The 14,455-nt window shown below is 45.6% G+C and carries 13 protein-coding genes; 9 read left to right on the top strand and 4 right to left on the bottom strand.

Features of this window, described 5'->3' with window-relative positions; genetic code table 11:
• Positions 1–234 precede the first annotated feature (234 nt).
• Positions 235–2,214, top strand: coding sequence for a replication initiator protein RctB domain-containing protein (locus AB4482_RS20425; protein ID WP_372181541.1), 1,980 nt, complete (start codon positions 235–237; stop codon positions 2,212–2,214).
• Positions 2,215–2,594: 380 nt separating this feature from the next.
• Here AB4482_RS20425 and AB4482_RS20420 read toward each other — a convergent pair whose 3' ends face one another.
• Both AB4482_RS20420 and AB4482_RS20415 read right to left on the bottom strand, forming a co-directional pair.
• The gene (locus AB4482_RS20420; RefSeq protein WP_372181540.1) at positions 2,595–3,113 is read right to left on the bottom strand and encodes a transcriptional regulator; all 519 of its coding nucleotides are present in this window, start codon (positions 3,111–3,113) and stop codon (positions 2,595–2,597) included.
• Positions 3,110–3,997 (bottom strand): ABC transporter ATP-binding protein, encoded by an 888-nt coding sequence (locus AB4482_RS20415; RefSeq protein WP_372181538.1) that lies wholly within the window; start codon positions 3,995–3,997, stop codon positions 3,110–3,112. Before AB4482_RS20415 ends, AB4482_RS20420 begins: the two co-directional genes overlap by 4 nt.
• Before the next feature lie 185 nt (positions 3,998–4,182).
• On the opposite strand from AB4482_RS20415, the gene AB4482_RS20410 reads away from it, so the two are divergent.
• Both AB4482_RS20410 and AB4482_RS20405 read left to right on the top strand, forming a co-directional pair.
• Positions 4,183–4,377 carry a hypothetical protein gene (locus AB4482_RS20410; protein ID WP_017061218.1) on the top strand — a complete coding sequence of 65 codons (195 nt, stop codon included), beginning with the start codon at positions 4,183–4,185 and terminating at the stop codon, positions 4,375–4,377.
• Between the two features lie 189 nt (positions 4,378–4,566).
• Complete coding sequence (locus tag AB4482_RS20405; protein WP_372102659.1) at positions 4,567–5,127, top strand: NADAR family protein; 561 nt, start codon at positions 4,567–4,569, stop codon at positions 5,125–5,127.
• 174 nt (positions 5,128–5,301) lie between these two features.
• Here AB4482_RS20405 and AB4482_RS20400 read toward each other — a convergent pair whose 3' ends face one another.
• Positions 5,302–6,060 carry an ABC transporter substrate-binding protein gene (locus AB4482_RS20400; protein ID WP_017061220.1) on the bottom strand — a complete coding sequence of 253 codons (759 nt, stop codon included), beginning with the start codon at positions 6,058–6,060 and terminating at the stop codon, positions 5,302–5,304.
• Positions 6,061–6,148: 88 nt separating this feature from the next.
• Here AB4482_RS20400 and AB4482_RS20395 point away from each other — a divergent pair, with 88 nt between their 5' ends.
• On the top strand, positions 6,149–8,584 hold the full coding sequence (locus AB4482_RS20395) for a response regulator (RefSeq protein WP_372181536.1): 2,436 nt from the start codon (positions 6,149–6,151) through the stop codon (positions 8,582–8,584).
• A 130-nt stretch (positions 8,585–8,714) separates the two neighbouring features.
• Here AB4482_RS20395 and AB4482_RS20390 read toward each other — a convergent pair whose 3' ends face one another.
• Positions 8,715–9,443 carry a UTRA domain-containing protein gene (locus AB4482_RS20390; RefSeq protein WP_137001615.1) on the bottom strand — a complete coding sequence of 243 codons (729 nt, stop codon included), beginning with the start codon at positions 9,441–9,443 and terminating at the stop codon, positions 8,715–8,717.
• 211 nt (positions 9,444–9,654) lie between these two features.
• Between AB4482_RS20390 and AB4482_RS20385 the strand changes: the two genes are divergently transcribed.
• From AB4482_RS20385 to AB4482_RS20365, 5 genes are all read left to right on the top strand, one after another.
• Positions 9,655–10,779 carry an ABC transporter substrate-binding protein gene (locus AB4482_RS20385; protein WP_137001616.1) on the top strand — a complete coding sequence of 375 codons (1,125 nt, stop codon included), beginning with the start codon at positions 9,655–9,657 and terminating at the stop codon, positions 10,777–10,779.
• A gap of 61 nt (positions 10,780–10,840) precedes the next feature.
• Entirely contained in the window at positions 10,841–11,761 is a 921-nt protein-coding gene (locus AB4482_RS20380; protein WP_372181534.1) for an alkaline phosphatase family protein, read from the top strand.
• Entirely contained in the window at positions 11,758–12,651 is an 894-nt protein-coding gene (locus AB4482_RS20375; protein WP_004732590.1) for an ABC transporter permease subunit, read from the top strand. Before AB4482_RS20380 ends, AB4482_RS20375 begins: the two co-directional genes overlap by 4 nt.
• Positions 12,651–13,436, top strand: coding sequence for an ABC transporter permease (locus AB4482_RS20370; RefSeq protein WP_004732591.1), 786 nt, complete (start codon positions 12,651–12,653; stop codon positions 13,434–13,436). Before AB4482_RS20375 ends, AB4482_RS20370 begins: the two co-directional genes overlap by 1 nt.
• A complete protein-coding gene (locus tag AB4482_RS20365; protein WP_108195142.1) occupies positions 13,436–14,455 on the top strand; it encodes an ABC transporter ATP-binding protein in 1,020 nt (339 codons plus the stop codon). Before AB4482_RS20370 ends, AB4482_RS20365 begins: the two co-directional genes overlap by 1 nt.

The following is a 14,455-nucleotide window of genomic DNA, read 5'->3' as shown; positions in this document are numbered from 1 at the left end:
AGTTTCGGAACCTTTATGATCATGCTTTCCAAGGCGATTTATTTTAATGCTTTAAATTCAGCTACTTATAAGCAAAGTTGCGTCCAGATCATTAGATCACTTAATCATTTAAGATCATATTAATCAAAAAGATCAGTTATTTAAAAGCCAATAAATTCTCTTTATTTATGATCATTCTTTCTTTATCATTCAGGAACTATAGTGAAATTACGGTTAGTGTGATACGGATCAAAAATGAAACCAGAAGAGAAATTGTTAATTAAGGCACGAAGCCACAAAGATGGTCATTTATTTGAGGTATCTGAAACAGCCGTTGAATGGATAGAACAATATCAACACTTCAAAGGTGTCACCAAAAGCATAGTTGAGCTTCTTAACCTAATTTCACTTCGTGGGTTTAGCAGTAAAGACGGGTACGTTTCCACCACTGAGATTATTGAATCAACCGATGGTCAAGTCACTCGCGCAGCCTTACAGCAAAGGCTGAGAGCTGCAGTTAATATCGGATTGTTCAAACAAATCCCCGTTCGCTTTGAAGAAGGCCTTGCTGGTAAAACCATGTTGCATCGCTTTGTGAACCCAAACCAATTGATATCGGTGCTGGGTGCCACCAGCTTAGTGACAGAAAGCGTGAAGCAAAATGAAAAGCAAAAGCGCTCTAAAGCCCTAGCTCAAACCAAAGTAAACAAGCGCTTACTGAATGAACATGGGTTGAATACCCCACCAACGATGAAAGATGAAGCGGATCAATTCATTGTTTCGCCAACCAATTGGGCGGGGATTATTGATCAAGCGTTAGCGCCACCTAGAACTCGTAAGAGCTACCAGAAATCCATGGTTTCGATCTCTGGCACTCGCGCTGTGATCGAGACACGATCTTCTAAAAATATCATGACCGTTGACGATCTGATGACGCTATTCGCGTTATTCACTCTCACCGTTCAATATCATGATCATCACCAAGATGATTACCATCTAGACGCGAAACACACGCCAAACAAAACACCACTCTACATCACTGATATTTTGTCTTTACGTGGCAAGAAAGACAGCGGCCCTGCACGTGATTCTATCCGCGACAGTATTGATCGTATCGAATTCACGGATTTCCAACTGCACGAGCTTACAGGCCGTTGGCTTAGTGATAACATGCCAGAAGGCTTTAAGAGTGATCGTTTCCGATTCTTAGCTAGAACCATTACCGCATCGGAAGAAGCGCCTACAGAAGGCTCTGACGGCGAAATTCGCATTAAACCGAACCTATACATCCTGGTTTGGGAGCCTTCGTTCTACGAAGAGCTGCTGACGCGTGACTATTTCTTCCTATTTCCGCCAGAAATCCTGAAGCAACATACCTTGGTCTTCCAAATGTATTCGTACTTTAGAAGCCGCATGGCACGTCGCCATTCAGATAGCATGTTGCTCAGTGAGCTCAACCAGAAATTGGCGCGTAACATCGATTGGCGTCGTTTCTCGATGGATCTGATCCGCGAGCTCAGAAAGCTGGGTGAAGTCGGGGATCAAGAAGATACCTTCCTGGTTAATCTTTGGGGTTATCACTTGACGATCACCGCGTTGATCGAAAAAGGGAAAACGACCGATTATCAGGTAGATATCAAATGTAATGTGGAAGAAGTATTACGTTACTCAAGAGCGCGTACCACTAACGCAGGTAAGCGTAATATGGCACCAACGCTGCCGAACCCACTTCGTAACGAAATGGTGTCTAAGCAGAAACTGGAAGAGCTGTCTGAGATTATCGACGGTGAGTTTGAACCCATTCAGCGTAAAGCACCGTCGCCAAGAGGCAAATTGGGACGTCGAGTTAAGCAGCGTAAACACTCTGTTGAGATCAACGCTGACGAGATCATGATTACTCTCTCTAAATATACCTCTGCAGAGGCTCTAGAACGCAGCATAACGGCTTTATCTGCTATGACAGGGCACTCACATGCCTCAATCAAAGAAGAGTGCTCAGAGCTCATTGAGAAGCTTGATTGGTTGAGAGTAGGGGAGGACGTTATCCCATACGAAACACTGAGTCGCTTGATTGAGCTATATAACGACCGAGATAGCACCAGCAATCGACATCTGTCCATTGAACGTTTGATCTCTGGTTTAGCGGTGCGTCGTAAAGTGTGTAAACAAGTTCATGAAGGTCATTTAGACGAAAACGTGTTCCTTGCGCTCGATGAAATGGCGATTGGCCACTAGTCATTATCCTATCGCGATAAGCCTGTTTTACCGTCGCTGAATGGATAGTTTTGAACACATTAGGTGCTGATTAAAATCGCACCTAACGCTGACAAAGTGATGACAAAGTAGCGCATCTAGTTGATTATTATTTATCCCGAATAGACAACCTTTGTCCTTTCTTGTGATTAATAGATTGGCTCATATTTTGTTACATCATACTGAATAGATTTTTGCGAGTTCCCAAGGGACTCGCTTTTTTTTGCCTAAAATTCAGTCAATCATTAAAATTCAATAGCTTACAGAGTTAAACGCCGAAGCATGATCAAGGCTCGATCATGCTTTCTACGGATCTAGCTCTGGTGAGATTTTGATTTGATGCTTGATCGAGAAGGGCTTGATCAGTGGAGATGGCGTTGAGTAATTCCTTGATCATCGTTTCGGGGATGGGTTGCCATAAAGCGTACATGCGACTCGATCAATTTTTCAGACTCTGCTTTCCAACGTGGTTCTTGCTGTTGGTTCGTAAACTCCAAAGCCAATACACACAAGTGTTGTAGCCGCTGTGTACACCACTCTTGCAATCCTGCTTCTGATTTTGGGTCACATGACACCGCTTGCAGCTTACTGTAGGCAAACATTAGGTATTGGTAGGCTTTATCTTGATGGCTTGAGCTGTTGGCCTCCTGCGAAGCCAACTCCGGATTCGATGAATCCGCGAGGTGGCGATAGAAAGTAAAGATTCTCAGGCATCCGTCTAGCCAACATGCGATGCCTTTGCTCTGCTCATCCGTGATCAATGGCCCCCAGAGCGCATCTGGAGGCGTTAAGATCAAAGGTTCTAACCGGTCCACTTGATCATGCTTTCGGTCTTTGTACCAATCTCCGATCCGCTCTAACCAAGTGTCTAGTTCATTCATGCAACGTTATCCCACTGTTTTACAAAGTGATTATCAGAAACTTGTTTGATTTCATGCTGTATTTCACTGCTCTGCTCTCGAATACGATCAGCGTCTATTGAATAGTTTGGCTCATTTTTGACGAGTTCGCCAAATGGCAGATCGGGATCTGGTACCGCAGAGATCAACAACTTAGTGTACGGGTGTTGTGGATTGGTCAAGATCGACTGGGTTGATCCCCACTCGACGATCTGCCCTTTGTACATCACCGCCGTCTCTTCAGCGATGTAATGTGCTGTGGCAAGATCGTGGGTTATGTACAAAAAGCCAATCCCCAACTCTTGCTTCATTTTTTGCATCAGGTTCAACACGCCAAGTCGAATCGAAACGTCCAACATCGAGGTGGGTTCGTCAGCAAGAATAACCTCAGCGCCAACGGCCAGTGCTCTCGCTAGGTTAACCCTCTGTCTTTGGCCCCCACTGAGCTCGTGCGGGTATTTGGCTAGCGTTTCGATGGGTAACTCCACCAGCGTTAATAACTCTTTGAGGCGCTCTGTGAGAGCCTGTTTAGTGGCTACCTGTTTATGGATCTTAAGTGGGCGCGTTAAATGGTGATCAATAGTGTGAGTGGGATTGAGTGAACCAAAGGGGTCTTGAAAAACCATTTGCACACGGCTGCGATAATCCAAGATATCTTTACGGCTTTTCAGAGTAGAGATGTCTCTGCCTTTGAACAGTATCTCTCCCTCTGTCGCAGGGTAAACCTTGGTCATCAATCGTGCGCAGGTGCTTTTCCCGCAGCCAGATTCTCCGGCTAAGCCGAAAATCTCGCCTTGGCCTATGTGAAAGCTAACGGATTTGATTGCATTGAAAGAGGGGAAAATGAGAGTTGGATCAAACCACATTTCTTATGGGGAATCTTTTAAATATAATTGCAGAAAATGGCTTTGGCAAAGTTTAAATGAGGCATTTATTAATTAGCTTTGTGAAGCGTCGGAATCATCACACTTCAGTACAGAATTTCTTAACAAGCGAAAAAGCATTTGCTACAGATTACCTGTCCATTACATGGTGCTTTTCGGAGGAAAACATGTCCATTAATTCTATCAACCATGATGAAATGACAAATATTGCAAACAAGTGGGATGCTGAAGAAGAAGTATCTTTCAAACCAGAAAAGAAAATGAAGTCTGCTGAAGCTCGTCGTCGTATCGAGACTCTAAGAGAAATTAGAGAAAGCGGTTTGAGTCTGGAAGAAGCGAGGGAGCTAGGTCTTATTCACTAATAATCCCCATTGCATTTAGAAGGGTGGCACAACGCCACCCTTTGATTTATAAGTGTTTTTTCATGTTTCCTATCCAGATTTAATCAACTCCTTGATTCTTTGGCTCACTGTTCTGTTTAGCCTAACCCTTTTGATATTACGCTTTTCAGATGAAAAACACGCACATGGCATACTCTTGAGCTAAGTTGTTTGACAGTCATATTCAACGCCACTAATTTTAAAGTTAAAGCAAAAATATGCGATGTCGTTGGTAAGGAGAAGGCTATGTCTAATTCTGTGGCTCAAGCTAAAGAAGTGCTGTTTTACGAACCCGAAGATCCGAACGGATACCTGTCAAATTTTGCCGCTTGTCCTATCAAGGTGGGTGATCAAGTTTGGGCAACCAGCGAACATTATTATCAAGCGATGAAGTTTGCCTCCGAAGCGCTACGCAATATCATTTTGGAAGCCAGTACACCTGCCGAAGCGTTCTCTTTAAGTCGTGACTACGAAGACCAAGTTCGCGACGATTGGTATGACATTCGTGTTGAAGTGATGCAGTTTATTGTGACGGAGAAGTTCAGACAGAATCCACAGTTTGCGCTGTTTCTTACCAACACCGGAGATTCGGTGATCAAAGAACATTCGCACAAAGACCACTTCTGGGGCGATGGTGGCGATGGAACCGGCGAGAACCATTTGGGTAAGATTCTGATGGTAGTGCGTCACCAGCTTCGTACTCAGCAACTGCATTTGATTGCTTCGCACTGATTCGTCGATTCAGATAGCGGCATGCTTATGATTACCCCTTAGACGCATTTAAAAGGCCGCCCTGCTATCTAGTATGAAGCAGGGCGGCCTTTTCGGTTTTAGAGAGTCAGGCATCAACGAGAGTTAACGTACGTGACTAAGCTATCCGTTGCTAAGTTCTAAGTTACGCTGGTGCTATAAGTAACTCTGTACGATGTCGTCAAGCTGTCCATCGTCTTTCATTTGGTCTAGGCGTTGGTTGATGAAGCTTTGCAGTTTAGGATCCATCTCAGGGTCAAACGCCAAATGGATAGGGTAGTTATTGATGACAGAACCAAACTCTTGCATCTGGTAATCATCAATACTCAGTTTTTGTTCGTTTAGGTTGTATTTGATTCGTGATTCCATTTCCACAAACACGGTGTCGCCAGGTGCTCGGTTCAGGACACGAAACGCAGCAGTGTAATCTTTTACTCGAATCTCGTTGAGCTTGCCCTGTTGGATATAAGGTTCCAAGTTCGGATACTCAAATCCTTTCAGCAATACTACGGCTTTCCCATCGAGATCATCGATTGTATTGAACTCAAATGGCTTTTTACCGCTGCTGAGTAATACGTGTTTTACATTGTAAATCGGGTCTTCAGATAGGTTCGCAGATTGAATATTCCCCCAACTAGGGCTGCCATAGGTAACCCAGTTTGGATTCTCTCTCGCATCGAGCTTGTCGATCATTCGATTAAAAGGGTAGGTGTGGTAGTTGATCTCATATTGGCTGTCATCAAACACGGCTTCCACAATATCTGAAACAATTCCTCTGTGAGATGACCCGTCAGTTTCGATTTGAAAAGGTTGCGCTTGGCTCGCAATAATGTAGTAGTGAAGAGGTTCGTTTGCAGAAGCATAACTGCTTGAAAACAAACTGACTATGGATGCAACGATAAGATGTTTTTTCATAACCTTCCCTAGTTATTTGATGAATGACTACTATTATACTAGTTGAGTAATTGTAGTTTGCTAGGATAACAATAATGGTAATTTGTGTATGTTGACAAAAGGAAAACGCTACGTTGGACTCTCCCGACAGTTGATCGGGATGATAATAGCGATCAGTACCTTATTCACAGTTATAGTGACAGGTCTCGGGTTGTATGTAGAGTACCAAAGTCGAGTTTCTTTTATCAGCTCTCAGATCGAGCAGGTCAAGGCTGGCTACCTTTCTGGTTTAACGGCAAGTTTGTGGGTTGAAGATCGAGAGCAATTGTTTGTGCAAGCCGAAGGCATCTCTCGCCTCCCTTCGGTCAGTTACCTTCTTATCGAAAGTCCCGATGAAAAAATTCTAGAGTTAGGTCAAAAGACCCAAGGCCAATCTTATTCTCAGTCTTGGGAAATGGTGCACCAGATGGGCGGCACAGACTTCCCGTTGGCGACGCTCACGGTGCAATCAGACTTGAGCATGATCCTAGATGACTTTGAAGAACGAGTGTTATTGTTGCTCGCCTTCGAAGCCGTTAAAATCTTCTTGTTGTCTCTCGTATGTTTAACCATCGTCTATCGTCTTGTCGTAAAACGTTTGATGACTATGTCTTCCCAAATCAACCAACAACAGGTCGAAGACAACAAACCGCGCTTTATAACGCCAACTCACTCTACTTACAAAGATGAGATATCGACTCTAGAGAGTAGCTATAACCGATCGGTAGAACGTATTCGTCAACAATATCAAGAGCTGGAAAAAGCTAAAGATGTTGCTGAGGTGGCCAACCGCAATAAAAGTGAATTCCTTGCCAATATGAGTCACGAAATCCGTACACCAATGAATGGGATTATCGGGTTGTCGTCTTTGCTCTCTGAAATGGATATGCCGAAAGAGCAAAAAGAGTACATCAACATGCTCAACACCTCTTCGCTTACGTTGCTCGACTTAATCAACGACATTCTCGATTACTCGAAGATCGAAGCGGGGCGACTAGAGCTTCAGCAAGAGCCGATGAAAATGATGGGCATTGCGGCCGACGTTGAATCAACCTTTCGAGTGAAAGCCGAACAGAAAGGGCTTCGATTCCAATTAGCGATCGACCCTAAGATCCCAACCATGGTGATTGGCGACGGTACACAACTAAGACAAGTCCTAAATAACTTAGTAGGTAACGCGATTAAATTTACCGAGCATGGCCACGTCACGCTCTCGCTTCGTTTGGAAGAGGTGGTTGAGCCTGAGCAAAAACTCAGAGTGAGGTTCGAGGTTGTCGACAGCGGTATCGGTATTGCAGAAGACAAACAGAAATCGGTGTTCGATAAGTTTCAACAAGCCGACGGCAGTACCACACGTATTTATGGAGGCACAGGGCTTGGTCTAACAATATGCGAGAAGATAGTGACATTGATGGGCAGCAAGCTTGAACTCACCAGTGTTGAAGGTAAAGGCAGTACCTTCTATTTTACGGCTGACTTTGACCCGTGTTTAGAAGCCGATGAAAGCAATATCGATTTCAATAAGGTTTCGGTTCTGCTTGTGGATGATAGCCAGCTGAACATGCGTATAACGTCTACACAGCTTCAATCCTTTGGCGTTAAGTCTGAGTGCTGTGAAACGGCAAACCAAGCGTTAGAGTTGGTTTCAGAGTCTGTGGCTAAGTCATCACCTTATGATCTCGTTCTGATAGACAAAGTAATGCCGTCCGTTGATGGCTTTCAACTGGCGAGAAGCTTAGTTGAACGCTTTGGTAGCGAGTGTCCCAAGTTAGTGATGATCTCTGCTGACCCTAGAAAGCAAGATGAAGCTCGTGCTAAACAAGTCGGTTTTGTTGCCTACATTGCGCGTCCTTACCAAGATAATCAGCTTAAATGGACCATCAGTGAGGTACTCGCGAGAGAGGCTGATACTTCAGTCTTTACCTATCCGAACAGAGGAGAGGTTGCGTTTAAAGACAATGAACCTGTGCCGTTAAGTAAACCTGCAGCGGTTGTTAAAGATGCTCCCATTGTCTCTGTAAACGCCACACCAGCCGATAAACAAGCTCCAATTCAAGCAGAGTCAAAACCTGTCGCAGTTGCCGGAGAATTTAGTGGTACAGTTTTAGTTGTTGAAGACTCGCGAGTAAACCAACAAGTCGCCAAGATGATGCTCAAGAAGCTTGGCTTTGAGGTTGATATTGCCGACAACGGTGAAATTGGTGTCGAGAAATTCAAAGCCAACGAATACGAGATGATTTTTATGGATTGTCAGATGCCGGTTCTCGATGGCTTCGAAGCGACCAAGCAGATCCGAGCGCTCGAAGAAGGGGCTACAAAGCATATTCCAATCATTGCGCTGACGGCCAACGTCGTGCAGCGAGACAAGCATTTGTGCTTCGATGTAGGCATGGATGAGTTTTTACCTAAACCGGTTAACCAAGGCAAACTGAGAGAGATAGTTGAGAGTTTTTTATCTAAAGAAACCGATTCGACCAAAGAAGAAGATGAGCAAAAGATTGTTTAGTTAGTGCCTCATTAAACGTAATCGTTGAAAATAAAAACTCCGACTGAATCAGTCGGAGTTTTTGTATGTGCTCGCTTTTTCTTCCTAAGCCAAAGCTTAAACCTAGGCCTAAGCAAATGGTTACGTGACGCTAACCAATGCTATCAATGTGGATCACTACTGAGTCTGGTCGCCAGTATTCCAGTTCGCAGTCCATCAACTCGCCATCTTGCTTGTAGTTCACACGGCAGATCTTCAGCACCGGTTGACCCTCAGCCAAATTTAATGCCTTGGCGACATGCGCAGGGGCAGAGGTGGGTATCACATCAAAGCGCGATCGTTTGGTCTCGTAGCCGTATTTTTCTCGGTAGATGCCTGTCAGCGACATGGTGAGGTTTTCTGACAACACCTTCTCAAACAACGGCGCTTTTAAGACGTTTTCAACAAACAGCACCGCTCTGCCATCAATAAAGCGTAATCGCTCAATCACGTGTATTGGCGTTATCTGCTCTATCTCTAATGCTTTGGCGTAATCGCCTGTCGCCATCTCTGTACGGGTGCTGAGCAGTCTGGTTTCTGCTATGCGGTGTTGTTCACGAATCATTTGATGAAAGTGAGAACGTGATAATGGGTTATAGCGAACACGTTCGGGTGACACATACCAGCCTCGGCGCTCTTCTCGGTATATCAAACCTTCGGTTTCTAATGAGACCAACGCATCTTTGAGCGTAATTCGTGTGGTTGAAAACAGCTCGCTGAGCTCTCTTTCGGATGGCAGTTTTTGCCCTTCGGTGAAGATGCCTGATTGAAGCTGCTCTCTAATGCTCGCCTTAATTCTGCCTAGCTGTGTCCCTGATTGCGCTGTAGCCAATGTTCTCATTACTGATCTAGTCCATAAGTGCGTATGCTCAATAAGGTAAACCATGGAGTTAACAGGAATGTGACAGTAAACAAAGGCTTACTGTCATATGAGTGAAATATAACTGCCACGAAAATGCACCCTAACTGTCAAATAAGTTGCGCGAAAGCGTCACACTCTGGCTATAGCATACAAAACGAACTTACTGACCTAGTCCAGAAGGATAGAGACAATGAAAACTTTGCTTAGCCGTTCAACTGTATCGCCAGCTAAATTAATTGGTTCACCTGCAAAATTGATAGGCACAACCGCTAAATTGATTGGTGTAACAGGACTTACGGCAACACTTTCAATGCCAGCGATGGCGAAGGATGCTGATCTTGAGTCACTGATTGAAGCCGCTCAAAAAGAGGGTGCAGTTTACAGTGTGGGTATGCCAGACAGTTGGGCAAACTGGAAAGGCACATGGACTGACCTGAAAGCAAACTACGGTTTGAAGCATCAGGATACCGATATGAGCTCGGCGCAAGAGATCTCGAAATTTGAAGCAGAGAAGAAAAACGCAACCGCTGATATTGGTGATGTGGGTTTCGCATTCGCACGTGTGGCCGTAAAGAAAAACGTCACTCAGCCATACAAACCAACCACTTGGAATGACATTCCAGACTGGGCAAAAGACAAAGATGGTCACTGGGCTCTGGCTTACACAGGTACTATCTCGTTCATTTCAAACAACAACCTTGTTGAAGATGCGCCGAAAACTTGGAGTGACCTACTAGAAGGCGACTACAAAGTCACAGTGGGCGATGTCGGCGTAGCCGCGCAAGCAAACAACGCGATTTTAGCGGCAGCATTTGCTAATGGCGGTGACGAGTCGAACCTGAAACCAGCGATTAAATTCTTTGGTGAACTAGCGAAGCAAGGCCGTCTATCTTACACAGATCCAAGCATTGCGAACCTTGAAAAAGGCGAAGTGGAAGTAGCAATCATGTGGGACTTCAACGCACTGAACTACCGCGACAAGATTGACCGTGAGCGCTTTACCGTAAGCATCCCGCAAGATGGCTCAGTGATCTCTGGTTACACCACCATCATCAACAAATACGCGAAAAACCCGAATGCGGCGAAGTTGGCTCGTGAATACATCTTCAGTGACCAAGGCCAAATCAACTTAGCAGAAGGTTACGCGCGCCCAATCCGTAGCAGCGTTACGCTACCTCAATCAGTACAAGACAAGCTGATCTCAAACGATGAATACAGCAATGTTCACCCAGTGACTGACTTCTCAGCATGGGAAAAATCAGCACGTCGCCTGCCACGTCAATGGCAAGAAAGCGTATTGATTCACCAGCAATAACCCCGCTTAACACACCACCTTCAATAGGTGGCTTATAGAAACAAGCAATAGAGAATAGACCATGAGCAATAAGGTTATCCTTGTTGTTCTAGATGGACTGAACTATCAGGTAGCCCGTGATTGCATGGGCTACCTGAACGGTCTTCTAGAGCAAAGTGATATGTATGAGAAACAGGGCGATTTGCAGACAAAACAGGGCGATTCGTACAATAACCAAGGCGATTTGCGTAATAAACAGAGCACTTCGCAGAGCACGCAAAAAAACAAGCTGCGCGCCACGCTTTACCCTGTGCTGTGTGAGCTGCCATCTATGTCACGTCCACTGTATGAGTGCATCCTGACCGGTGTTCGCCCTGTTGAGAGTGGCATCGTCAACAATCAAATCGTGCGTTTATCGAATCACGAGTCGGTATTTAGCTTGGCGAAGTCGCAGAACAAAGTGACGGCTGCAGCGGCATATCATTGGGTGAGCGAGTTATATAACCGAGCGCCATTTGATGCAGTACGTGACCGTTTCACCAACGATGAAACCATGAACATCCAACATGGCTGTTTCTACCACTGGGACCACTACCCAGATGAAGCCTTGTTCTTGGATGCTGAGCACCTGCGCGTCACTCATCAGCCTGATTTCTTATTGATTCACCCAATGAACATTGACGACATGGGACATAAGCACGGGCTGGATTCTCGCCAGTACCGTAATAGTGCTCGTGGCGCGGATATCTACCTATCGAACTACCTTGAGAAATGGGTAGATGATGGTTATCAAGTGATCATCACCAGTGACCATGGCATGAACAATGACCTGTCTCATGGTGGCATTCTGCCTGAAGAGCGTGAAGTGCCTTTCTTTGTGATTGGCGATAAGTTTACACACCAAGCTTGTGCAGTGAAACAGACCGACATCTGCGGCAGCGTGTGTCAGCTACTCAACTTAGATCACGATAAATCTTACACTCAGGAATTGTTGGCCCTATGAGCAGTTCTGTAATCACGCAGAGCGATGGCTCTGCGCTTAAACCCAAAACCAAATCTTTGTTTCAACGCTTCAAGCCCGCTTTGTGGCTTGCGCCTTTCGCATTGTTTTTCTATCTGTTCCAACTGGCACCTATGGTTTGGGTGCTGATCAACAGCTTCTTCTATGACGACGAACTCTCTCTCGAAAACTATTCTGAAATATTCGATTCTGCTTTCATGATGCAGGCTTTTGGCAACAGTTTATGGTTGTCGATTTGGTCGAGCATTGTTGGCTTGGCAATCGCGACTCTGTTGGTCTCTTCATTGCGCCGTGTTGATTCTAAAATCCGTGATGCGGTGATTGCCTTCACCAATATGAGCAGCAACTTCTCTGGTGTGCCTCTGTCGTTCGCATTCATCATCATCTTGGGCACCAATGGTGCGATTACCTTATTGCTCAAGCAGTATGGATTGCTGGGTGATTTCGACCTTTACGGCAAGTGGGGCTTGCTGGCGATTTACATCTACTTCCAGATCCCATTGGCGGTGTTGTTGCTCTATCCAGCGTTTGATGCTCTGAGTGACGACTGGCAAGCCGCTTCGGCACTGCTTGGCGCGAAAACTTGGCAGTACTGGACCAAAATCGCGCTGCCTGTGTTGTCGCCTGCCTTGTTCGGCACCTTCATCATCTTGATTGCCAACGCGATTGGCGCCTATGCGAGTGTGTATGCGTTGACCTCGGGCAACTACAACGTGATTACGATTCGAATTGCGAGCTTGGTATCGGGCGACCTGTTCCTAGAACCAAACCTGGCTGCTGCAATTTCCGTGATTCTGATGGCGATGCTGGCCTTCATCACAGTGATTAACCAATGGCTGATCAGTAAAAGCTACGCAGGGAAGAGAAAGTAATGAACACCGTAAATACTCGCTTTCATAAAACCGTGGTCTATTCGATTGTCGGCATCATGATGATCCCGATCTTAGCGACCTTTATCTACTCGATCTCTTCTCGATGGGGCGCAACGATCCTGCCGGATGGCTTCACGTTAGATTGGTACATCAACTTGTTGACCGATCCTCGCTTCTTACAAGCCTTTGGTCGTTCACTGTTTATCTGTGTGGCGGCACTGTCATTGAGTGTGGTGTTGGTCTTACCTGCGATTTTCGTGGTGTTTTACTATTTCCCGAAACTCGACAAGGTGATGAATATCCTGATTTTATTGCCGTTCGCAGTACCGCCAGTAGTGTCATCGGTTGGTTTACTTCAATTGTATGCAGACAGTGAAATCTCACTGATAGGCACGCCGTGGATTTTGATTGGCACCTACTTCACCATCGCGTTGCCATTCATGTATCGCGCGATTGCCAACAGCTTTGAAGCGATTAACTTGCATGACTTGATGGACGCAGCACACCTGCTCGGCGCAAGCACCACCAAGGCGTTCTTATTGATTATTCTGCCAAACCTTAAGAAAGGCTTAATGGCGTCGCTGTTCTTATCGTTTTCGTTCCTATTAGGCGAGTTCGTGTTCGCCAACATCTTGGTGGGAACACGCTACGAGACACTGCAAATCTACCTATACAACATGCGTCAAACCAGTGGTCACTTCACGTCAGCCCTTGTGATGACGTACTTCCTGTTTATTTTCTTACTGACTTGGTTGGCAAGTCGTTTCAGCCAGGGAACAAAATAATGAGCTATGTAAATGCGAAAAACCTCACTAAGAGCTTTGGTGACAATACAGTGTTTGAAGACATTCAATTTTCCATCGAGAAGGGTGAATTCATTACTCTGCTTGGCCCAAGTGGCTGTGGCAAATCGACTCTGCTGCGCAGCTTGGCTGGCCTGAATCCTGTCGATGGTGGCGAGATCTGGGTGAACGGCGAAGAGATCACCCACCAAGTGCCGCAACAGCGTGGTATCGGCATGGTGTTTCAATCTTATGCGCTGTTCCCGAACATGACGGTTGAAGGAAATATTGCCTTTGGCCTGAAAATGAAAAAGCTTGCTGCTGATGAGATTAAGCGTGAAGTGGCGAAAGTGATTGGGCTGGTGGACTTAACGGGCAAAGAGAAGTTCTACCCGCATCAGTTATCGGGCGGTCAGCGCCAACGTGTGGCCTTGGCAAGAGCTTTGGTGGTCAAGCCGCGTATTTTGTTGTTGGATGAGCCGCTTTCTGCGTTGGATGCGAAGATCCGTAAACACCTTCGCCAACAGATCCGAGATATTCAAAAAGAGATGAACCTGACCACGATCTTCGTGACCCACGATCAAGAAGAAGCGATGATCATGTCTGACCGTATCTTCTTGATGAATAAAGGCGAGATCGTACAAGCGGGTACACCCGAAGAGATCTACACTCAACCTGCCAATGAATTCGTGGCGGGGTTCATGGGGCACTATAATTTGGTGCAAGCAAACCAAGCTAAGCAACTTTTCAACATTGAAACGGAATGGAAAGTGGCGATTCGACCGGAATCTATCTACGTGAAAGAGCAAGGCCGACAATATGGCGAGCATATCTCCGCGCCGAAAACGGGCACCATTCGTAACCACCAGCTCTTGGGTAACGTGATTCGCTACCAAGTGGACGTTGATGAGTGTGAATTAACGGTCGACCTACTCAACCGCTCCTCTGAACGACTGTTGGCAAACGGCAGCCAACTTGAACTCCTGTTTAACCTTAACGAAATTCAACCTGTGAGAGCCTAA

Origin of the sequence: Vibrio sp. 10N.222.55.C7, from assembly GCF_041473335.1 — a bacterium.
Lineage (GTDB): Bacteria > Pseudomonadota > Gammaproteobacteria > Enterobacterales > Vibrionaceae > Vibrio > Vibrio crassostreae_C.
Note: the sequence above shows the minus strand (reverse complement) of the source record. Positions and strands in the feature narration are given on the sequence as shown.